The organism is Methylobacterium carpenticola (assembly GCF_042748905.1).
Lineage (GTDB): Bacteria > Pseudomonadota > Alphaproteobacteria > Rhizobiales > Beijerinckiaceae > Methylobacterium > Methylobacterium carpenticola.
This window is the reverse complement of the sequence record NZ_JBHZEO010000001.1, coordinates 855,656-875,964: the sequence shown is the minus strand read 5'-3', so window position 1 is coordinate 875,964 and position 20,309 is coordinate 855,656. Positions and strand designations below refer to the sequence as shown.

The 20,309-nt window shown below is 72.8% G+C and carries 18 protein-coding genes; 6 read left to right on the top strand and 12 right to left on the bottom strand.

Annotated elements, in window-relative coordinates; translation table 11 throughout:
- Positions 1–29 precede the first annotated feature (29 nt).
- The 4 genes from ACE101_RS04150 to ACE101_RS04135 all read right to left on the bottom strand — a co-directional run bounded on the left by ACE101_RS04150 (position 30) and on the right by ACE101_RS04135 (position 4,672).
- Positions 30–1,562 (bottom strand): glycosyltransferase family 2 protein, encoded by a 1,533-nt coding sequence (locus ACE101_RS04150; protein ID WP_379126290.1) that lies wholly within the window; start codon positions 1,560–1,562, stop codon positions 30–32.
- Positions 1,559–3,535 (bottom strand): glycosyltransferase, encoded by a 1,977-nt coding sequence (locus tag ACE101_RS04145; protein WP_379126289.1) that lies wholly within the window; start codon positions 3,533–3,535, stop codon positions 1,559–1,561. The genes ACE101_RS04150 and ACE101_RS04145 overlap by 4 nt, the downstream gene beginning before the upstream one ends.
- A 13-nt stretch (positions 3,536–3,548) precedes the next feature.
- A complete protein-coding gene (locus ACE101_RS04140) occupies positions 3,549–4,106 on the bottom strand; it encodes a hypothetical protein (RefSeq protein WP_379126288.1) in 558 nt (185 codons plus the stop codon).
- A gap of 65 nt (positions 4,107–4,171) precedes the next feature.
- Positions 4,172–4,672, bottom strand: a complete 501-nt coding sequence (locus tag ACE101_RS04135; protein WP_379126286.1) for an invasion associated locus B family protein — start codon at positions 4,670–4,672, stop codon at positions 4,172–4,174.
- 324 nt (positions 4,673–4,996) lie between these two features.
- On the opposite strand from ACE101_RS04135, the gene ACE101_RS04130 reads away from it, so the two are divergent.
- The gene (locus ACE101_RS04130; RefSeq protein WP_379126285.1) at positions 4,997–5,368 is read left to right on the top strand and encodes a hypothetical protein; all 372 of its coding nucleotides are present in this window, start codon (positions 4,997–4,999) and stop codon (positions 5,366–5,368) included.
- A gap of 57 nt (positions 5,369–5,425) precedes the next feature.
- Here the strand turns inward: ACE101_RS04130 and ACE101_RS04125 are convergent, their stop codons facing one another.
- Together ACE101_RS04125 and ACE101_RS04120 are read right to left on the bottom strand one after the other, a co-directional pair.
- On the bottom strand, positions 5,426–6,169 hold the full coding sequence (locus ACE101_RS04125; RefSeq protein ID WP_379126284.1) for a M48 family metallopeptidase: 744 nt from the start codon (positions 6,167–6,169) through the stop codon (positions 5,426–5,428).
- Between the two features lie 65 nt (positions 6,170–6,234).
- A complete protein-coding gene (locus tag ACE101_RS04120; RefSeq protein WP_379126283.1) occupies positions 6,235–7,503 on the bottom strand; it encodes a polyhydroxyalkanoate depolymerase in 1,269 nt (422 codons plus the stop codon).
- Between the two features lie 255 nt (positions 7,504–7,758).
- Here ACE101_RS04120 and ACE101_RS04115 point away from each other — a divergent pair, with 255 nt between their 5' ends.
- The gene (locus ACE101_RS04115; protein ID WP_379126282.1) at positions 7,759–9,138 is read left to right on the top strand and encodes an ActS/PrrB/RegB family redox-sensitive histidine kinase; all 1,380 of its coding nucleotides are present in this window, start codon (positions 7,759–7,761) and stop codon (positions 9,136–9,138) included.
- A gap of 41 nt (positions 9,139–9,179) precedes the next feature.
- A complete protein-coding gene (locus ACE101_RS04110) occupies positions 9,180–9,779 on the top strand; it encodes an ActR/PrrA/RegA family redox response regulator transcription factor (RefSeq protein ID WP_379126281.1) in 600 nt (199 codons plus the stop codon).
- 202 nt (positions 9,780–9,981) lie between these two features.
- On the opposite strand, the gene ACE101_RS04105 is transcribed toward ACE101_RS04110, so the two are convergent.
- Positions 9,982–11,580 (bottom strand): gamma-glutamyltransferase family protein, encoded by a 1,599-nt coding sequence (locus ACE101_RS04105; protein WP_379126280.1) that lies wholly within the window; start codon positions 11,578–11,580, stop codon positions 9,982–9,984.
- Between the two features lie 207 nt (positions 11,581–11,787).
- On the opposite strand from ACE101_RS04105, the gene ACE101_RS04100 reads away from it, so the two are divergent.
- A complete protein-coding gene (locus ACE101_RS04100; protein WP_379138465.1) occupies positions 11,788–11,976 on the top strand; it encodes a hypothetical protein in 189 nt (62 codons plus the stop codon).
- A gap of 5 nt (positions 11,977–11,981) precedes the next feature.
- On the top strand, positions 11,982–13,541 hold the full coding sequence (locus ACE101_RS04095; protein WP_379126278.1) for an OpgD/OpgG family glucan biosynthesis protein: 1,560 nt from the start codon (positions 11,982–11,984) through the stop codon (positions 13,539–13,541).
- Positions 13,542–13,558: 17 nt separating this feature from the next.
- On the opposite strand, the gene ACE101_RS04090 is transcribed toward ACE101_RS04095, so the two are convergent.
- Positions 13,559–14,422 (bottom strand): MBL fold metallo-hydrolase, encoded by an 864-nt coding sequence (locus ACE101_RS04090; RefSeq protein WP_379126277.1) that lies wholly within the window; start codon positions 14,420–14,422, stop codon positions 13,559–13,561.
- Positions 14,423–14,614: 192 nt separating this feature from the next.
- Complete coding sequence (ilvD, locus tag ACE101_RS04085) at positions 14,615–16,444, bottom strand: dihydroxy-acid dehydratase (protein WP_379126276.1); 1,830 nt, start codon at positions 16,442–16,444, stop codon at positions 14,615–14,617.
- A 223-nt stretch (positions 16,445–16,667) separates the two neighbouring features.
- Here ilvD and ACE101_RS04080 point away from each other — a divergent pair, with 223 nt between their 5' ends.
- The gene (locus tag ACE101_RS04080; RefSeq protein ID WP_379126275.1) at positions 16,668–17,255 is read left to right on the top strand and encodes a cation efflux transmembrane domain-containing protein; all 588 of its coding nucleotides are present in this window, start codon (positions 16,668–16,670) and stop codon (positions 17,253–17,255) included.
- Between the two features lie 12 nt (positions 17,256–17,267).
- On the opposite strand, the gene glmS is transcribed toward ACE101_RS04080, so the two are convergent.
- From glmS to ACE101_RS04065, 3 genes are all read right to left on the bottom strand, one after another.
- Positions 17,268–19,094 carry a glutamine--fructose-6-phosphate transaminase (isomerizing) gene (glmS, locus tag ACE101_RS04075; protein WP_379126274.1) on the bottom strand — a complete coding sequence of 609 codons (1,827 nt, stop codon included), beginning with the start codon at positions 19,092–19,094 and terminating at the stop codon, positions 17,268–17,270.
- A gap of 217 nt (positions 19,095–19,311) precedes the next feature.
- Positions 19,312–19,998 (bottom strand): anti-sigma factor, encoded by a 687-nt coding sequence (locus tag ACE101_RS04070; protein ID WP_379126273.1) that lies wholly within the window; start codon positions 19,996–19,998, stop codon positions 19,312–19,314.
- A complete protein-coding gene (locus ACE101_RS04065) occupies positions 19,995–20,183 on the bottom strand; it encodes a hypothetical protein (RefSeq protein WP_379126272.1) in 189 nt (62 codons plus the stop codon). Before ACE101_RS04065 ends, ACE101_RS04070 begins: the two co-directional genes overlap by 4 nt.
- Between the last annotated feature and the right edge of the window lie 126 nt (positions 20,184–20,309).

Sequence of the window (20,309 nt, the reverse complement as noted above, 5' to 3'; positions counted from 1 at the left end):
GCTGCCGGATCGGCGGCCCCGTTCGCGTTTCAGCGCAGGGAGGCCTGTGCGGGGGCCGGCCCGAGGCGCGTATAGGTCGGCGCCTGCGGATCGAAGCCCGGGTGGTACCAGGGATCGGCACCGAGCGCCGTGCCCCAGCGGGCGCGAAAAGCCGCGACCTCCGCCGCGTGGCGCGCCCGAGCGGCGTCCGTCCAGCGGCGGCTCGCCGCCTCGCGGTGATGCAGCACCGCCCCCGGCACCATCAGCGTGCGATAGCCCGCCCGATCCAGGCGCAGGCAGAGATCGACGTCGTTGAAATCGACCGCGAAGGCCTCCGCGTCGAAGCCGCCGACCTCCGCGAACTTGCGCGCCTCCACCACGAGGCAGGCGGCCGTGACCGCCGAGACTCGGTGCGTCGCCGCGAGCCGGTGGAGATAGCCCGGGGCGTCGCCGGGAAAGTGCCGATGGGCGTGGGTGACGAGCCCGCCCGTGCCGAGCACGATGCCGCCGTGCTGGATGCGCCCGGCCCCGTCGAGGAGCTTCGCCCCCACCGCCCCGACCTCCGGCCGCAGGGCCTCCTCGGCCATCCGCCGCAGCCAGTCGGGCCGGAACGCCTCGACGTCGTTGTTGACGAAGCCGAGGAGTCGGCCCCGGGCGACGTCCGCGGCCCGGTTGTTCATGGCCGCGAAGTTGAACGGGCCGGGACAGGCCAGCACCCGGGCACGGCCCGCCGCCGCGATCTCCCGGAAATACGCCAGGGTCTCGGTCTCGCGGCTGTCGTTGTCGCAGACGATGATCTCCAGCGCCGGCCAATCGGTGCAGGCGCCGAGGCTGTCGAGGCAGGTGCGCAGGAGATCGACCCGGTCGCGGGTCGGCACGATCAGGCTGACCACGGGCAAGGGGTCCGGCAGCGGCCGGCGGAGGGCCGGCACGACGGCAGGGCCGCGCCCGACCGCCCCACCCGGCGCCTGCGCCGCGAAGGGCCGCCAGAGCGAGAGCAGCCGCGGCAGGTGGCGGACGGCTCCGGGCCCGTGCCGCTCGTGCAGGTCCAGGAGGAGCGCGGGACCTTCCGCCGGGCCGCCCTCGTCGCGGGCGGATCGCCGCAGCGCCACGACCGGCCCGACATAGTCGACCGCGCGCAGGAAATCCGGATCGAAGGCCGGACGCAGGAGCGGGAACAGCGGCGCGTCGCCGGGCCCGAGCACCAGCGCGTCGCCGTAGAGCGCCTGGAGCCCCGGCTCCCTCCGGAACGCCTCCACGATCAGGGCCACCGCCCCCGCCGCCAGCGCGTGGCCCGGCGGGCAGAGGATGACGGGATCCTCCGGCAGGGCCGCCCGCTCCGGCGCCGGCACGGAGCGCGGATGCAGCCGGTGGGCGGCGCCGAGGAGGGCGGTGGCGAGATTGCGCGCCCGCACGCGCTTGCCGCCGAGCCACGCCCGCGCGAGGGCGAGCGCCGCGCGCGGCTGCCGGGCCAGCACCGGCAGCGCCGCGAGCCATCGCCCGGGGGATGGCCGTCCCAGCGGCTCGGCGAAGCGCAGCGCGTCGAAGGCGGGCTGCAGAGGGAAGAACCGCGGGATCCTCACTCCAGATCCTCCCCGAAGGTCGTGAGGGAGAGGGCCGGGTGATAATAGGGGTCGTCCCGGATGACGTCCCGCCAGCGGGCGGCGAAGCGCTCGGCCTCGGCCTCGAAGCGCAGCCGCGCGGCGCCCACGGCGGGCCCGCGGCTCACGGATTCGTGGTGGTCGAGCACCGCGTGCGGCGTCCAGAGGTTGCGAAGCCCCGCCGCCCGCAGCCGCAGGCAGAAGTCGATGTCGTTGAAATCGACCGCGAAGGCCTCCGCGTCGAAGCCGCCGATCCGGTCGAAGGCCGCGCGCGTCACGGCGAGGCAGGCGGCGGTGACACCCGCGACCTCGTGCGTCACCGTGAGGCGCCCGAGATGGCCCGGCGTGTCGGCGGGGCGGTTGCGCAGGATGTGGCCCGCCCGGCCGCCGAGCCCGACCACCACGCCCGCATGCTGCAGGCGCCCGTTGCCGTAGAGGAGCTTCGCCCCCACCGCACCGATGCCGGGGCGCAGGGCGAGCGCCGCCATCTCGGCGAGCCAGCCCGGCTCGCGCACGGCGACGTCGTTGTTGAGGAGCACCACCACCGCCCCGCGCGAGGCCGCCACGCCCGCATTGACGAGGCCGGAGAAGTTGAACGGGCCCGGCCGGTCGAGGCGGCGCACGCGGCCGTCCGGCTCCAGGCTGTCGTAGAGGGCGGCGACCGCGGGATCGACCGAGCCGTTGTCGACGATCACGAGTTCGATCGCCGGGTAATCGGTCTCCGTCAGCACGCCGCGCACGGCGACGCGGATCAGTTCCGGGCGGTCGCGGGTCGGGATCACCACCGAGACGAGGGGCGGCGGCACCGGCAGCGGCCACGCGAGATCGAGCACGCCCTTCGCCCGGCGCGGCCGGGCCGGGGAGCCCGCCCGGGCGAGGGCGGCGGTGAGATCCGCGATCTGGGCCTCCGGATCGTCCGGCCCCTCGGGACGGCGGCAGAGCGGGCGGGCCACATGGCGGGCCCTCTCCGGGGCAACGGCCAGGAAGGCCGCCCGCGGCAGCGCGGTCAGCCCCTCCGCCGGATTCCAGCCGCAGGCATCGAGGAGCCGCCGCGCGATCAGGAGCGGTCGGCCCGGATAGCCCGTGGCGAGGGCGAAGTCCGGGCTCCAGTCCGGCTTGAGGCGGGGAACCACCCCGGCCCGGGTCTCGATCTCCTCGTCCGCATAGGCAAGGTCGGCCCCCTCCAGCGCATCCGCGAGCTGCGCCAGCGCATCCGGCGCCAGCACGTCGCCGGGATGGAGGCTCATCACGGCCTCGGCCTGCGGGAAGCCGGGACGGTCGACGATCCGCGGATCCTGCGGCAGCGCGCCCGCGCCGGGCGGCGTCCCGCGCCACGCCAGGGCGAGCTGCCAGTCGCGGTGGCTCTGGCCGACGAGCGCCGACACGGTGCGCCGCACGGCCTCCCGCTCGGCGGGATCGGCTTCGAGCCGCAGACCGATCCGCCGGGGCGGCGCGGCGGCGCGCCGGTCGAAGGCGGGCTCGAAGGCGCGGGCGCGCGCGGCCTTCCAGGCCGCATAGCCGTCGAGGGGCGTCACCGCGGCGGCGATGCGCAGCATGTTGTGAAACCGGCGCCGGTCACGCCGCGCCGCGTGATAGAGGGCGGCGGCGAGGATGGCGGGCCGGGCCCGGGCCGCCCGGGCGAGCACCGCCGGCAGTCCGAGGAGCCGCGCCGCCTCGATCCGGAACCCCTCGGCGGGGGCGGCGAGCAGGATGGTTTCGGTGCCGGGCGGAACCGGGCCGAGCCAGGAGGCCCGCCCCAGCACGGGGCCCGGCAGCACGGCATCCGCGTGCCCCCCCGCCCGCAGGAAGCGGAGCACCGGGCGGGTCGGCCGCGCGAAGCGGCCGGCGGCGACGGTCAGCGACAGCCAGGACCCGCCCGGCGCGCGCGGCAGGACGAGGCGGCGGGTGAAATCGGGATCGTCGTGCGGGGCGAGAGGGACCGGCGTCGGAGGCACGAAGGCGGCGGCGTCATTCCGCCGGCGCGGCGACGGCCGCAGGCTTGCGGGTCCGCCGGGCGGGCTTCGCGGACCCGCCGCCGCCGAGCCCCACCTCGATCTCGAAATCCGCCGCCGCGGAGGCCGGCACCGTGAGGCCCTCCTCGACGATGGCGAAGGTGGCACTCGCCGCGCCCGCGGGGATCGTCACGGCGGCGCGCCGGCTGCGGCGGGCGATGACCGTGCTGCCGTGCTTGACGGTCACGGTGACGGGCGCGTCGTAGCGCCCCGGCGCGCCGCCGGGCCCGAGCAGCGCCCGCCCCTGCACGCCCACCTTGACCACGACCGTGCCGCCCGGCCCGGTGCTGCACTCCCGGCTCACCTGCGCGATCGCGATCTGATGGCGCACCGCGCCGCCCGCGAGCGCCTGGAGGGAGGCCCCGCCCTCCGCCACGTCGACGGGCGGGCAATAGGCATCGTCGGGGTTCGGCGGCGCTTCCGGCGGCTTCGTGGTGCCGCCATAGCGGAAGATGTTCAGGAGCGGGTTGCTGCCGTCATCCTCCAGCGCCCGGGCCGGGCTCGCGACGAGCACCGACCCGCACAGGAGAGCCGCACATCCTCTCAGAAATCCGCCTGCCGTCACCATGCTGTCCCCGGCTATTGCAGCTTGTCGAACCCGGTCGCGAAGCCCTTGAGCGGGAGCGGGATGCCCACGCCCTCCTCCGGGGTTTGGAACACGATGAAGGTCGCCTGCTGGCCGGTCTTGAGCTGCTTGATCAGGTTCTCGTCCATCACGACCTCGGCGACGCAGCCCGTGGAGAGGCAGCGCACGAAGAGGGTGCGACCGATATCGGCCTGATCGATCTTGAGCCCGAGGCCCGAGGGCAGCAGGATGCCGAGCGGCGCCACCACCCGCAGGAGCGTGCCGCGGTTGTCGGCGGTCTTCAGCACGATCACCGCCAGGGTGAGGTTCGGCCGATCCTCCGCCGCCACGTACTGCACGAGCGCGCATTGCTCGGCCTTGGCGCCGGCCGGCGTCTCGCAGCGCAACTGCCAGTCGTCGAAGGTCTGCTTGACCGCCCCCTGAGCCGCGGCCGGTCCGGCGGAGAGCCCCGCCGCGAGCAGCAGGGCCGCCAGGAGCCCGCCCCGTCGCACCATGTCTCGCACGCCTCTCCCGCTCCGTTCCGCGCCGTCGGTCGGCGGATCCCGGCCGGCTTCCGACCACGGGGATTCTTGACTGTCAAGCGAAGGAACGTTTCGGAAGCGGCGATCGGCCCGGATGAGGCGCCCGAGCGCGCTGGTGAGCGGGCCGTTTTTCGCTTGAGGCACTTATTTAAGACAATCCCGGCTACCGCTTCCAGGCGACGCCGCCCGCGTCTCGGCAGCAATGACACAGCCTCTGCCGAAGTGCCGGACCGTGCCTTTCTCCGGCACCCGGTCCACTCTAGATTCCTGCTTCACCCGCCCGACCGGATGCCGAGCATGCGCCCGTCCCTGAGAGCCGCCCCCCTCGCCCTTCTGCTGGCCGCGCCGGCCGTCGCCCACGCCGATCCGCTGCCCGTGGACGAGACCACCTACATCGAGCGCTCGCTCGAACGGTCCGCACCGCTGACCATCGAGCACCCGCCGGTGGCGCGCAACCCGCGGGGCCGGCGGGCCGGCCGCGCGGCGGAGCTCGCGGGCTTCTGCCGCGACGGCGGCCTGATCCGCCGCCGGGACGAGACCGGCGCGGTGATCATCCGCCAGCGCGAGGTCTGCGATTCCATCGCGCCGCGCACCCTGGCGCCGGGCGAGGTCGATCCGCGCCCGACCTGGCCGGCCACGACTGCGGTGGTGGTGCGCACCAAGGGCTGAGCGGACGCGCGCAAGAAGCGGAAGCCCGCCCGGCGCCTCACGGATCCGGATCCGCCGCTACCCGTAGCGGTGCAGCTCCGTGCCGTGGCGCTTGAGCCAGCGCTCGGCCTCCTCGACCCGCGGGTAGAGCCGGTCGAGCAGGGTCCAGAACCGGTCCGAGTGGTTCATCTCGGCCAAGTGGGCGACCTCGTGGGCGGCGAGGTAGTCGAGCACGAAGGTCGGCGCCAGGATCAGCCGCCACGAGAAGTTCAGGTGCCCCTGCGCCGAGCAGGAGCCCCAGCGGCTGCGCGTGTCGCGCACCGTGAGGCGCTTCGGCGCCCGGCCGAGGGCCCGCGCATGACGCGTGACGGCCTCGCGCAGGTCGATCCGGGCCTCCGCTTCGAGAAAGTCCCGCACGCGGCGCCCGACATGCGGCGGCTGGCCGGACACGGCGATGATCGGTGATTCGTCCGCGTCGCGGGTCGCCACCGTCGCGCCGGTCCCGACCGACCAGTGCAGGATGCGGTGCGGAACGCCCCGCAGCGGCACCAGCGCCCCCGGTTCGAGGGCGACCCGGGCCGGCACCGTGGCGACCCGCGCCGCGATCCAGCCCGCATGCGCATCGGCGAAGCGCTGGGCCGTGGAGACCGCCGTGCGCTCCGGCAGCGTGAGAACGACGTCGCCGGTCGCGCTCGACACCCGGAGCGTGATGCGGCGGGCGCTCGCCCGCCGCCGCATGGAGACGCGGAAGCTCGTGCCCTCGTGCTCGACCGTGAGGTGGGTGGGATCGGGCGCCGACCGGCGCAGCAACGCGACTCGCATGGGAGGCATTCTAGGCGGTCGGCGGCTCTCCTGTCAGCGGGCCGGCTGCGGCGGGTCGGCGCGCCTCAGCTTGCCTGAAGCAGAGCCGGCGCCGCCGTGCCCTGCATCTCGTGCATGAAGGCCGAGATGCGCGGCAGGATGTGGGCGCGGAACCGCGAGCCGTTGAAGACGCCGTAATGCCCCACGCCCTGCTGGAGATGGTAGAGCTTGCGCTCCTCGGGCAGGTTCACCGCGAGGTCGAGGGCCGCCTTGGTCTGGCCGACGCCGGAGATGTCGTCCTTCTCGCCCTCCACCGCCATGATGGCGCAGTGGCGGATCGACGCCGGATCGACGAGGGCGTCGTGGTGGCGCATCGTGCCCTTGGGCAGGGCGTGCTCCACGAACACGGTCTCGACGGTCTGGAGATAGAACTCGGCCGTGAGATCCATCACGGACAGGTACTCGTCGTAGAACTCGCGGTGCTTCTCGGCCGAGTCGCCGTCATTGCGCACGAGGTGCTTGAACATGTCCCAATGCGCGGTCAGGTGCCGGTCGAGGTTCATGCCCATGAAGCCGGAGAGCTGGAAGAACCCCGGATAGACCTCGCGCCAGGTGCCCGGATAGCCCGGCGGCACGACGGTGATGCAATTGCGCTTGAACCACTCCATGCCGCGCTCGGCGGCGAGACAGTTCACGGCGGTCGGCGAGCGGCGGGTGTCGATCGGGCCGCCCATCAGCGTCATGGAGGTGGGCACGCCCGGCATTCCCTCCGCCTCCATCCGCGCCACCGCGGCGAAGACCGGGACGGCCGGCTGGCAGACCGCCATCACGTGCAGGTCCGGGCCGAGATGGCCGAACATCTCGATCAGGTAGTCGATGTAGGTGTCGAGGTCGAAGCGCCCCTCGTCCAGGGGGACCATCCGGGCGTCGTTCCAGTCGGTGATGAAGACCTGATGGGCCGGCAGCAGCGCCTCGACGGTGCCGCGCAGGAGCGTGGCGTAGTGGCCCGACATCGGGGCGACCACGAGCACCTTGGGCTGGGCCTGCACGGTCGGGCGCTTGAGCGCGCGGTCGAAGGCGACCACGCGGCCGAACGGCTTCTCCCAGACGACCCGCTCGCTCACCGCGACGGTCGTGCCCTCCACCACCGTCGTCGGAAGGCCGAAGGCCGGCTTGCCGTACCGGCGGGTGGTGCGCTCGAACATCTCGCAGGCCGCCGAGACCGTACGGCCGTAGGGCGTGTAGGAGATGGGATTGGCCGGGTTCTGGAACACGAGCTGGGTCGCATCGGCCGCAGCACGGGCCGGCGTCAGCATCCAGTGGGCCGCTTCGTACCAGAAATATGAGAGATCCATGCCTGCGACCGCCCGTTTCACAACCAGCAGCGCCGCGGCGCCGCCCAGAGACGCCAGCCTACAACTGCCACCCTGAAGTTATGGTTCCGGGCCGCGGACGCAAGGGCATGTCCCCCTACCAAGGTGCAATATGATACCAAATAGATCGGGCTGTGCCTTTTTCGTCGCAGGTTCTGCCCATCAAAGCGGCATTATGTTTCATGGTCCCGCGAGGCGTCCTCTGGGCGGCGGCGCGCCCCGCGCTATCGTGGTGACATGACAGAGGCCTCGCCGATCGATCTCGTCCACGACGCGCGCCACCTGCGCCTGGACACCCTGGTGCGCCTGCGCTGGCTCGCCATCACCGGGCAGAGCGCCGCGGTGGCGGGCGCGCATCTGGGCCTCGGGCTGCCCCTGCCCTTCGGCTGGTGCTTCCTCGTGATCGCCGCCTCGTCGTGGCTGAACCTGATGCTGCGGGTGCGCTTCCCGGCAAGCTACCGGCTCAGCGACACCAACGCTGCGCTGCTGCTCGCCTTCGACATCGCCCAGCTCGCCGCCCTGCTGTTCCTCACCGGCGGCCTGCAGAACCCGTTCTCGCTGCTCTTCCTCGCCCCGGTGCTGATCTCGGCGACGGCCCTGCCGCCGGTCCACACGCTGGCGCTGGGGCTGTTCGCGGTCGGCCTGTCGACGCTGCTCGCCCTGGTGCATCGGCCGCTGCCCTGGTTCTCGGCCGAGCGGATGGAGATCCCCTTCCTGTACGTGTCGGGGGTCTGGACCGCGATCCTGCTCGGCATCGCCTTCACGGGCGTCTACGCGTGGCGGGTCGCCGAGGAGGCGCGCCAGCTCGCCCAGGCACTCGCCGCCACCGAGATCGTGCTCGCGCGCGAGCAGCACCTCTCGCAGCTCGACGGGCTCGCCGCCGCGGCGGCGCACGAGCTCGGCACGCCGCTCGCCACCATCACGGTGGTGGTGAACGAGCTCGACCGGGCGCTCGGCCCCACCGCCACCCCCGCCGTCGCCGACGACCTGAAGCTCCTGCGCGAGCAGGTGGAGCGCTGCCGCGGCATCCTCTCGAAGCTGACCTCCCTCGACGACGACCAGTCGGGCTTTCTGGAGACGATCTCGATCAGCCACCTCGTGGAGGAGCTGGTGGCACCCCAGCGGGCGCTCGGGATCGTCCTCGACGTCTCGACCCGCGGCGAGGGGCCGGAGCCGAGCTGCCGGCGCAACCCGGGCGTGCTCTACGGCTTGTCGAACATCGTCGACAACGCGGTCGACTTCGCGGAGAGCCGGGTGATCATCGAGGCCCGCTGGAACGCCGAGCGGGTCTGGCTGGAGATCCGGGACGACGGGCCGGGCTTCGCGCCGGAGGTGCTGCTGCGGGTGGGCGAGCCCTACGTCACCACCCGCGGCGCCTCCCGGGCCGAGGGCGGGGAGGTCGGCTCCGGCCTCGGCCTCGGCCTGTTCATCGCCAAGACCCTGATCGAGCGCTCGGGCGCCCAGATCGCGCTCGCCAACGCCGCCGACCCCTCCACGGGCGCGGTCGTCCGCATCGCCTGGCCCCGTCACGTTTTCGAGAGAGAGGTCGCGCTGCGCAGAATTGGAGGAACAAATGGTGCACTCCCTCTAACGCCGGCCCGCGACGTTCCTATATAAAGGCCTGAAGAAACTGAACGAATGGCGAGGATCGTCTCTTGATGACGCAGTTTGGAACCCCGAGCCCAGCGGCCGCCCCCGGGGCGATTCCCGAGGGCGACCCGTTGGCGGCCCACGCCGATCGCAGCCTGCTGATCGTGGACGACGACAAGCCCTTCTCGACGCGGCTCGCCCGCGCCATGGAGGCCCGCGGCTATCAGGTCCAGGTGGCCGAGAGCGTCGCCGAGGGCGTGTCGCTGGTGGATGCGCATCCGCCGGCCTTCGCGGTCATCGACATGCGCTTGGCCGACGGCAACGGCCTCGACGTGATCGCGCGCCTGAAGGAACGCCGGCCGGAGGCCCGGGGCGTGATCCTCACCGGCTACGGCAACATCGCCACCGCGGTGACGGCGGTGAAGCTCGGCGCCTTCGACTACCTGGCGAAGCCCGCCGACGCGGACGAGATCCACGGCACGCTGATGGCCCAGCCGGGCGAGCGGGCCGACCCGCCTGAGAACCCGATGTCCGCCGACCGGGTGCGCTGGGAGCACATCCAGCGGGTCTACGAGCTGTGCAACCGCAACGTCTCGGAGACGGCCCGCCGCCTCAACATGCACCGCCGCACCCTGCAGCGGATCCTCGCCAAGCGCGCCCCGCGGTAGGCCGCGTGACGCGCGGGCGGCCGACACCCCCTCTCCCGACCGGTCGGGAGAGGGGTTTTTCATGTCCGGGAGCCGTCTTGATCGACGGTGCAGTCTCTCATGCGGTTTCCGGATGATCGCTTCGCGATGCGGAAACCGGCCTCGCTCAGGCGCCGCGCGGGCTCGTGATCCGGTTTCCGAAAGTGATCTTCCGGAAACCGTATCAGATCCCGGCCGCCCCGCCATCCGAGCGCGGGTCGTGGGTCGCCTCGATCCGGCCGTTGCCGGGATGGCGCACCAGCAGCCCCGCATGGCCGAGGGAGTCGATGTAGGAGCCGCCGAGTTCCTCCACCTCGTGGCCGGCGCGGCGCAGGGCGGCGATGCAGGACGGATCGAAGCGGTCCTCGACCTTCACGGTCATCGATTCGGCGCCCCAGGTCCGGCCGAACAGGAGGCGCGGCGCGTCGACCGCATCGGCGACGCCCATCCCGCCATGGGCGTAGCGGGTGAAGACCTGGGCCTGGAACTGCGGCTGCCCGTCCCCGCCCATGCTGCCGTAGGAAACCACCCGCCCGTCATCGAGCACGGCCATGGCCGGGTTGAGGGTGTGGAACGGCTTGCGGCCGGGCTCCAGCGGGTTGGCGGCCCCCGGATCGAGGGAGAACGAGGTGCCGCGGTTCTGCCACGCGATCCCGGTCCCCGGCAGGACGAGGCCGGAGCCGAACTCCCAGTAGACCGACTGGATGTAGGAGACCGCGAGGCCGTTCCCGTCGATCGCCCCCATCCAGACCGTATCGCCGTCGCCGAGCGGGCGCAGCGGATAGGGCGCGGCCCGGTCCATGGCGATGGCCGCGGCCTCGCGGGCGAGGCGGTCGGGCATCAGGAAGCCGGCCGGATCGTGGCGCAGCCGGTCGAAGTCGGTCACCACCGCGTCGCGCACCCGGAAGGCGCGCTTCGTCGCCTCGATCAGGGCGTGGCACCACGCGGGCGATTCGGGCGGGATCGCACCCAGCCGCTCGACGATCCCCAGGATCATCAGGGCGGCGAGCCCCTGGGTCGGCGGCGGGCAGTTGTAGACCGTGGACTTGGCGAGCCGCAGCGCGAGCGGCGCCCGGGACCGCGCCCGGTAGGCTTCGAGATCGTGGCGGGTCACCGGGCTCCCGGCCCGCTCCAGATCGGACGCGATCTCGCGCCCCACATCGCCCCGGTAGAAATCGTCGAGGCCCGCATGGGCGAGCTGCTCCAGGGTGGCGCCCAGGGCCGGCAGGGCGCGGATCGCCCCCGCCTGGGGCGGCTTGCCGTCGATCAGAAAGGTCGGCGCGAAGCCCGGCTGGTCGTGGAGCGTGTCGAGTTCCTTCGGGGTATAGCGCGCCTCGGAGGCCGAGACCGCGACACCCTGCCGGGCGTGGCGGATCGCGTCGCCGAGGAGGAGACCGAGCGGCAGCCGCCCGCCGAGCGCGGCGGCAAGCTCCCGCGCCAGCGCCCAGCCGCCGACCGCCCCCGCCACCGTGACGGCGGCGTCCGGTCCGCGGTCGGGGATCCTCTCGTAGCCCTTGTCGCGGTAGCGCCGGATGGTGGCGAGCGATCCCGCCGGGCCGCAGGCCTCGATGGCGTGGACGCGCCCGCCCGGCTCGCGCACCAGCCAGAAGCCGTCGCCGCCGATGCCGTTCATGTGCGGGTAGACCACCGCGATGGTGGCCGCCATGGCGAGCATCGCCTCGACGGCGTTGCCGCCCTCCGCCAGGACGGAGCGGCCGCTCTCGGCGGCGAGGCTGTGGGGCGCCGCGCAGGCGGCGCGGGCGAAGACCGGCGTGTCGGGCATGAGGCTCTTGGGATGGCGTGAGCGGGAGGGCGTGACGAAGGCGCAGGTTGCGCCGCAGGGGGCCTTCAGGCTACTGCCCCCCGGCGCCGAACGGAATACGATCCGGCCCCGTCCCGCGGTTCTGCCGCTTCACGCCCGAAGGTCCCGCCCGTGTCCGCCCCCTCCGGATCCCTCAACACCCGCAACCTCGTCACCCTGATCAGCATCATGGTGCTGGTCGGCACGGAGGTGTTCGGCGTGGCGATCGCGGCCGGCTGGGCCATCGCCGGCCTGTTCGAACTCGGCGACCTCGTCGGGCACGTCCTGATGGTCGCCTTCAGCCTGGTCGCCCTCTGGATCATGATCCAGCTCTGGCAGCGCGCCTCCAGCATCGAGCCGATCCGCACCCGGCGCTGACGCCCATGCTCGACCGCCGCACGTTCCTGTCCGCCGCCGCGCTGCTGGCCGGCTCCGGCCTTCCCTCCCTGGCGGCCGGGCTGCCCCTCGGATCACCCGCCCCGTTCAGCTTCGAGGATCTCAAGGCCCGCGCCCGCGACCTCGCGGCGGCGCCCTACGCGCCCCCCGCGATCCCCGACCGGGAGGTGCTCCAGGCGATCGACTACGACGCCCACGGCAAGCTGCGCTTCAAGCCGGACCACGCCCTCTGGGCGGAGGGGCCGAGCGCCTTCCCGGTGACCTTCTTCCATCTCGGCCGCTTCTTCCAGAAGCCGGTGCGGATGCACGTGGTCGAGGGGGGACAGGCCCGCGAGATCATCTACGATCGGGACGCCTTCGAGATGCCGGCGGATTCCCCCGCCCGGCGCCTGCCGGCGAATCCCGGCTTCGCGGGCTTCCGCTTCCAGGAGCGCCGCGGCGGCGCCCTCGACTGGAAGAAGAACGACTGGGTGGCCTTCCTCGGCGCCTCGTATTTCCGGGCGATCGGCGAACTCTACCAGTACGGCCTCTCGGCCCGCGGCCTCGCCCTCGACACGGTGATGCCGGACCGGCCGGAGGAATTCCCGGACTTCACCCACGTCTTCTTCGAGACGCCGGCGCCCGAAGCCGACACCGTCACGGTGATGACGCTCCTCGACGGCCCCTCGGTGGCCGGCGCCTACCGGTTCCGGATGCGCCGCACCAAGGCAGTGGTGATGGAGATCGAGGCGCAGCTGCATCTGCGCCGGGACGTGGGCCGCCTCGGCCTCGCGCCGCTCACCTCCATGTACTGGTTCTCGGAGACGGCGAAGCCCTCCGCCGTCGACTGGCGGCCCGAGGTGCATGATTCGGACGGGCTCGCCCTGTGGACCGGCGCCGGCGAGCGCCTCTGGCGCCCCCTGCGCAACCCGCCCCGCACCATGGTCTCGGCCTTCTCCGACCAGCGCCCGCGCGGGTTCGGCCTGATGCAGCGCGACCGGATCTTCGACCACTACCAGGACGGGGTCTATTACGACCGCCGGCCCTCGCTCTGGGTCGAGCCCCTGGGTGATTGGGGCCGCGGCAGCGTGCAGCTGGTCGAGAACCCGACCGACGACGAGATCCACGACAACATCGTGGCGATGTGGGTGCCGGCCGAGCCCGCCCGCGCCGGCACGGTGCACGACCTCGCCTACCGCCTGCACTGGGTGGCGGACGAGCCCTACCCCTCCGCCTTCGCGCGCTGCGTCGCCACCCGCGAGGGCAATGGCGGGCAGGCCGGGACGGATCGCCCGAGGGGCGTGCGCAAGTTCGTGGTGGAGTTCCTGGGCGAGCCGCTGGCGCGGCTGCCGGCGGGGGTGAAGCCCGAGCCGGTGCTCACCGCCTCGCGCGGCAGCTTCCCGCTCGCCCGCACCGAGGCGGTGCCGGACGACGTGCCGGGCCATTGGCGGGCCGAGTTCGACCTCGCGGTGACGGGGCCCGAGCCGGTGGAGCTGCGCCTGTTCCTGCGCCGCGGCGACGAGATCCTGAGCGAGACCTGGACGTACCAGTACATCCCGGCAGCGTAGGCGCGGGCCCCCCGCGCCTATGCGAGGTCCGAGAGCGGCACCGGAGAGGCGTGCGGACGGCCCGCCAGCATGGCGTCGATGAGGGCCAGCACCTCGCGCCGCCCGACATTCGCGGCCTGCTCGAACGGCGTCCAGGTCTGCACGAAGTCGAGGCGCTCGAAGACCGCCCGGTAGCGGCGCAGCTCGGCCGGGGTGAGCGGCACCCCGCGCACGAAGGCCTTGTGGGCCGAGATCGTCAGCGCCCGGCGGGGATCGGCGGGATCGAGTTCGAATTTCAGCGCGTCGCCGCAGAACAGGATCTTTCGCGCCCGGTCGTACAGCACCGCGTGGCCGTCGAAGTGGCCGGCTGTGCGGTGGAGTTCGAGCCCGGGCAGCGGCTCCAGCGCGTCGTCGTAGGGCCAGGAGACCTGCAGCGCCGCGCTCCACACGAAGTCGGCCGCCGGAAGCGCCAGTTCCGGATCGAAGCGGTCCTGCAGCTGCGGCAGGGCGGCGTAGCTGTGCGGATGCGAGGCGGAGAGCACCGCCATCCCGCCGAGGGCCGCGATGCGATCGAGCGCCGCCTCGCTGAACACCGAGCAGCCCTCGAAGCCCATGTTCCCGCCCGGTGTCGTGATCAGGTAGGCGCTCGGCCCGATCCCCGAGACGGGATCGTTCCAGAACCTCCACACGCCGGGCTCGACCTCGGCCCAGTGGCACGGAAAGGCACCTTGAGCCTCGGCGACACCGCGGAAGCGCCAGCCGTCCTGCGGCACCACGTGGCGGGCATCGCGGCAGAGCGGGCAGGATGGCGGCTCCGCGAAGTGCCGCTGCCAGAAGCCGCAATTGTCGCAGACGAAGGCCGGGAGATCGAGGGCGCCCGCGAAGGGCAGGTAGCCGGGCAAGGGGTCATCCGGGAAAGGGGGCGTCCCGGCGCCATATAGGGGCGCCCGCCGCCGGGACAGCGCCCGCGGCGGAACGCCCCCTCCGGCTCATACGGTTTCCGGATGATCGCTTCGCGATGCGGAAACCGGCCTCGCTCAGGCGCCGCGCGGGCTCGTGATACGGTTTCCGAAAGTGATCGTCCGGAAACCGTATCAGACCTTGCGCACCGCCCCCTGCGCGGCGCTGGTGGTGAGCAGGGCGTAGGCACGCAGGGCCGCCGAGACCTGGCGCTTGCGCGGCTCGGCCGGCTGCCAGCCCTTGGCCGTCTGCGCCTCCCGCCGCCGCTCCAGCTCCGTCTCGTCCACCGCGAGGTGGATGCGGCGATTCGGGATGTCGATCTCGATCCGGTCGCCCTGCTCCACGAGGCCGATCAGGCCGCCCTCCGCCGCCTCCGGCGAGACGTGGCCGATCGACAGGCCCGAGGAACCGCCCGAGAAGCGCCCGTCCGTGACGAGGGCGCAGGCCTTCCCCAGGCCCTTCGACTTCAGGTAACTCGTCGGATAGAGCATCTCCTGCATGCCGGGCCCGCCGCGCGGCCCCTCGTAGCGGATCAGCACCACCTCGCCCGCCGTCACGCGCCCGCCGAGGATGCCCTCCACCGCCGCGTCCTGGCTCTCGAAGACGTGGGCCGAGCCCGAGAAGGTGAGGATGCTGGCATCGACGCCCGCGGTCTTCACGATGCAGCCATCCGTCGCGAGGTTGCCGTAGAGCACCGCGAGGCCACCGTCGCGCGCATAGGCGTGCTCCGCGTCGCGCAGCACGCCCGTCTCGCGGTCGAGGTCGAGGCCGTCGTAGCGCGCCTCCTGCGAGAAGGCGGTCTGGGTCGGGATGCCGCCGGGCGCCGCCGCGTAGAAGCTGTGGACCATCGGGCTGTCGGTGCGGCGCACGTCCCAGCGGTCGAGGGCGGCGGCGAGGCTCGCCGCGTGGACGCTGCCGACCGTGGTGTCGAGGAGGCCCGCCCGGTCGAGCTCGCCGAGGATGGCCATGATGCCGCCGGCCCGGTGCACGTCCTCCATGTGGACGTTCGCCACCGCGGGCGCGACCTTGCACAAAACCGGCACCCGCCGGGAGAGGCGGTCGATGTCGCTCATGGTGAAGTTCACGCCGGCCTCGTGGGCGGCGGCGAGCAGGTGCAGCACCGTGTTGGTCGAGCCGCCCATGGCGATGTCGAGGGTCATCGCGTTCTCGAAGGCTTTGAGGCTCGCGATGGAGCGCGGCAGCACGCTGGCATCGTCCTGCTCGTAGTAGCGCCGGGCGAGATCCACGATCAGGTGGCCGGCCTCCACGAACAGGCGGCGCCGGTCCGCGTGGGTGGCGAGCACCGAACCGTTGCCGGGCAGCGACAGGCCGAGGGCCTCCGTGAGGCAGTTCATCGAGTTCGCGGTGAACATGCCCGAGCAGGAGCCGCAGGTCGGGCAGGCCGAGCGCTCGATGACCTGCAGGTCCTCGTCCGCGACGCGGTCGTCGGCGGCCGCCACCATGGCGTCCACGAGGTCGAGCTTCTTGCGGGTGCCGCCGAGCACCACCTTGCCGGCCTCCATCGGGCCGCCGGAGACGAACACCACGGGGATGTTGAGGCGCAGAGCCGCCATCAGCATGCCGGGGGTGATCTTGTCGCAGTTCGAGATGCAGACCATGGCGTCGGCGCAATGCGCGTTGACCATGTACTCGACGGAATCCGCGATCAGCTCGCGCGAGGGCAGCGAGTAGAGCATGCCGTCATGGCCCATCGCGATGCCGTCATCGACCGCGATGGTGTTGAACTCCTTGGCGACCCCGCCGGCCTGCTCGATCTCGCGGGCGACCAGCTGCCCCAGATCCTTCAGGTGCACGTGGCCGGGCACGAACTGCGTGAAGGAATTGACCACCGCGATGATCGGCTTGCCGAAATCGGCGTCCTTCATCCCGGTGGCGCGCCAGAGGCCGCGGGCACCGGCCATGTTGCGGCCGTGGGTGGTCGTGCGGGAGCGATAGGTGGGCATGGACCGATTCCAGAGTGGCGACGCCTTCTGCGCGGGCCGGGGCCCGTATTCAAGACCGCACGAAGGTCGGGGCCCTGCATGCCACCCGTGCGCCGGAAGCCGGCGTGACGCGCACGCGCGCGCCCGCTAGAGCATCGTCCGACGGAGCGGATACCGGTTCGTCGCAGAAAATGCGGTAAAATCAAAGACCTGGAGCGGCGGGGATGGAGCGATGATGCGGCCCATGACGGACACGGCCGGCCTGCGGCGCGCGGTGGCGCTCGTGGCGGCGCTGAACCTCGGCTATTTCGGCATCGAGTTCGCCGTGGCGACGGCGATCGGGTCGGTGTCGCTGTTCGCCGACAGCATCGACTTCCTGGAGGACGCCTCGATCAACCTGCTGATCCTGGTGGCGCTCGGCTGGAGCGCGCGCAACCGCGCCCGGGTCGGCATGGCGCTGGCGCTGATCCTGCTGGTGCCGGGGCTCGCGACCCTCTGGACGGCCTGGGAGAAGTTCAACACCCCGGTCCCGCCGCAGGCGGTGGCGCTCTCGCTCACGGGGCTGGGGGCGCTCGCAGTCAATCTCGCCTGCGCGCTGGTGCTGGCCTCCTACCGCGCCCACGGCGGCAGCCTGACCCGGGCCGCCTTCCTGTCGGCCCGCAACGACGCGGTCGCCAACGTGGCGATCGTCGGGGCGGGTCTCGTCACGGCCTTCCTGTGGCGCTCCGCCTGGCCCGACCTGCTGGTCGGGCTCGGGATCGCGGCCATGAACGCGGACGCCGCCCGCGAGGTCTGGGAAGCGGCGCGGCAGGAGCACCGCGCCGAGGCGTGACGCCGAGGGGCGTCACTCCACTGTGACGGACTTGGCGAGGTTGCGCGGCTGGTCGACGTCTTTCCCGAGCACCACCGCCGTGTGGTAGGCCAGGAGCTGGATCGGCACCGCGTAGACGATCGGCGCCACCACCGGGTCGAGGGCCGGCATGCGCAGGGTGGCCAGCGTGTCGAGCCCCGCCGCATCCGCCCCCGTGGCATCGCCGATCAGCACGATCCGGCCCCCGCGCGCCGCGACCTCCTGCATGTTCGACACGGTCTTCTCGAAGATCGCGTCGTGCGGCGCGATCACGATCACCGGGACGTTGTCGTCGATGAGCGCGATCGGCCCGTGCTTCAGCTCGCCCGCCGCGTAGCCCTCGGCGTGGATGTAGGAGATCTCCTTGAGCTTCAGCGCCCCTTCGAGGGCCATCGGGTAGGCGGTGCCGCGGCCGAGATAGAGGACGTCGCGCGCCTTGGCGATCTCGCGCGCCAGCACCTCGATCTCCTCCTCGCGCTTCACCGCCTCGGCCATCAGGCCGGGCACGGTGATCAGCGCGTCGATCAGCCGGCGCTCCTGCGCCGCATCGAGGGTGCCGCGCGCCCGGCCCGCCGCGATGGCGAGGCAGAGCAGCACGGTGAGCTGGCAGGAGAACGCCTTGGTGGAAGCGACCCCGATCTCGGGGCCGGCGAGCGTCGGCACCACCGCGGAGGCCTCCCGCGCGATGGTCGAGGTCGGCACGTTGACCACGGCGAGCACGTGCTGCCCTTGCGCCTTGGCGTAGCGCAGGGAGGCCAGCGTGTCGGCGGTCTCGCCCGATTGCGAGATCACGAGGGTGAGCCCGCCCTTCTCCAGCGGCGGCTCGCGGTAGCGGGTCTCCGAAGCGACGTCGATCTCGACGGGCAGCCGCGCCAGCTGCTCGAACCAGTACTTGGCGACGAGCCCCGCGTAGTAGGCGGTGCCGCAGGCGGTGATGGACAGGCGCGACAGGCTGGCGAAGTCGAAGGGCAGCGCCTCCGGCAGGGCGATCCGGCTCTGGGCGAGATCGACGTAGTGGGCGAGCGTGCGGCCCACCACCTCGGGCTGCTCGTGGATCTCCTTCGCCATGAAGTGGCGGTAGTTGCCCTTGTCGATCAGGAAGGCCTGGGTGGCGATCTTCTGCCGCGGCCGGGCGACGACCGCTCCCTGCCGGTCGCGGATCTCGGCGCCCTCGCGGGTGAGGATCGCCCAGTCGCCCTCGTCCAGATAGGTGATCTCGTCCGTGAAGGGCGCCAGCGCCAGCGCGTCGGAGCCCAGATAGGTCTCGCCCTCGCCGAAGCCGATGGCGAGCGGGGCGCCGTGACGGGCGCCGATCAGGAAGTTCTCCTCGCCCGCGAACAGGAAGGCGAGCGCGAAGGCGCCGCGCAGGCGCGGCAGGGTGACCTCGACGGCCGCCACGGGCGAGAGGCCGCCGCGCATCGCCTGGGTGACCGCCTGGGCGACGACCTCGGTGTCGGTCTCGGTCTCGAAGACGCAGCCCTGCGCCTGAAGCTCGGCCTTCAGCTCGCGGAAATTCTCGATGATGCCGTTATGCACCACCGCGAGGCGGTCGGTGGCGTGCGGGTGGGCGTTGGTCTCGTTGGGCCGGCCATGGGTGGCCCAGCGGGTGTGGCCGATGCCGATGGCGCCCGAGAGCGGGTTCTGGAGGAGCTTGAGCTGGAGGTTGGTGAGCTTGCCCTCGGCGCGGCGGCGCTCCAGGCGGCCCTCTTCCAGGGTGGCGATGCCGGCCGAGTCGTAACCGCGATATTCGAGCCGCCGCAGGGCATCGATCACCTGCCCCGCCACGGCGTCACGACCGACGATTCCAACGATGCCGCACATGCTCGCCTCGATTCTGAACGGCGGCGTCCCGCTCCGGGGCACCGGCGCACCTCATTGCATGGCCCCGCGCAAGCGCCGGACCGCCCCGAGCGGGGCCTGAAGCGCGGCACTCTAGCCTCTGCGCCCCCTGCCCCGCCAGCGGTGACGAGGAGCCACGCCGCCGCGGCGGAATCAGGGCACCCGTCCGGCGGGCGGCGGAAAACGTATGCGGCCAGTCTCAATCGCGCACGAGTTCCCCGCGATAGACGATCGGCCCGGTCGGGCTGCCGGAGGGCGAGCCGCCCGGGGGCTCGACGGTGACGGCGAGGGTGGCCCCCTCGATCCCGGCGTGGTCGGCCGGCAGCATCAGGCGCGTACGCGGCGCATCGGCGACGAGACCGAGGGAGCGCGGGGCGTTCCCCGGCGCGACGAACCAGAGTTCGAGGCTACGCCCCCGCGGCACCTCCACCGCGAGCGCACGCACCTGCACGGTGCCCGCGCGGGCATCGATCGTCACGACGAGGGCCGGCCGCTCGCCGTCGCGGCCGGCCACCGCCAGGTAGCGCGCCGCGGGCCGGCGCGGCGCGAGCATGTCGACCGCGACGAACAGGGCGAGGCCGGCGGCGAGGGCGCTCGCCCCGAGGCCGATCCGGCGCCAGCGCCGCAGGGCGGCGGAATCGGCCGCCGCGGGATCGCGCTGGCGCGCCGGCAGGGCGTCGCGGAGCGCCACCCAGACGCTCGGGCTCGGCGAGGCCTGCGGCAGCGCCTCGACGAGGGGCGCGAGGCGGGCCTCCCAGGCGGCCTGGGCGGCGGCGAGCGCCGGATCCGCGGCCCGGTCGCGCTCGAAGGCGGCCCGCTCCGCAGCGTCGAGCGTGCCGAGGACATACTCGGCGGCGCGCAGATCGGGATCGTCGCTCGCGCTCATGCGCCCCCGTCCAGGCGGATGCGGAGCGCCGCGAACCCGCCGCGCGGCCCCATGGTCATGGGATTGACCGGACTATCGTAGCCGGAGGCGGGCCCCTTCCGCGAGAGGCCTTCGCCTGCGGTGTGCGTGCCGCACGCGCGCCGCATGGCGTCGAGGCCGGGAAGCAGGGTCGTGCGGTCGCGCATCACCGCCTCGCCATCGCGCGGATCGGCGATGCGGCAGGACCCTAGTGGAGCCCTGCCGCGCACGCCATGCCCCGGAGGTCGGGATCGACGGCTCTCCAGCTCGTCCTCCTTGTCGGATCGTCCTCC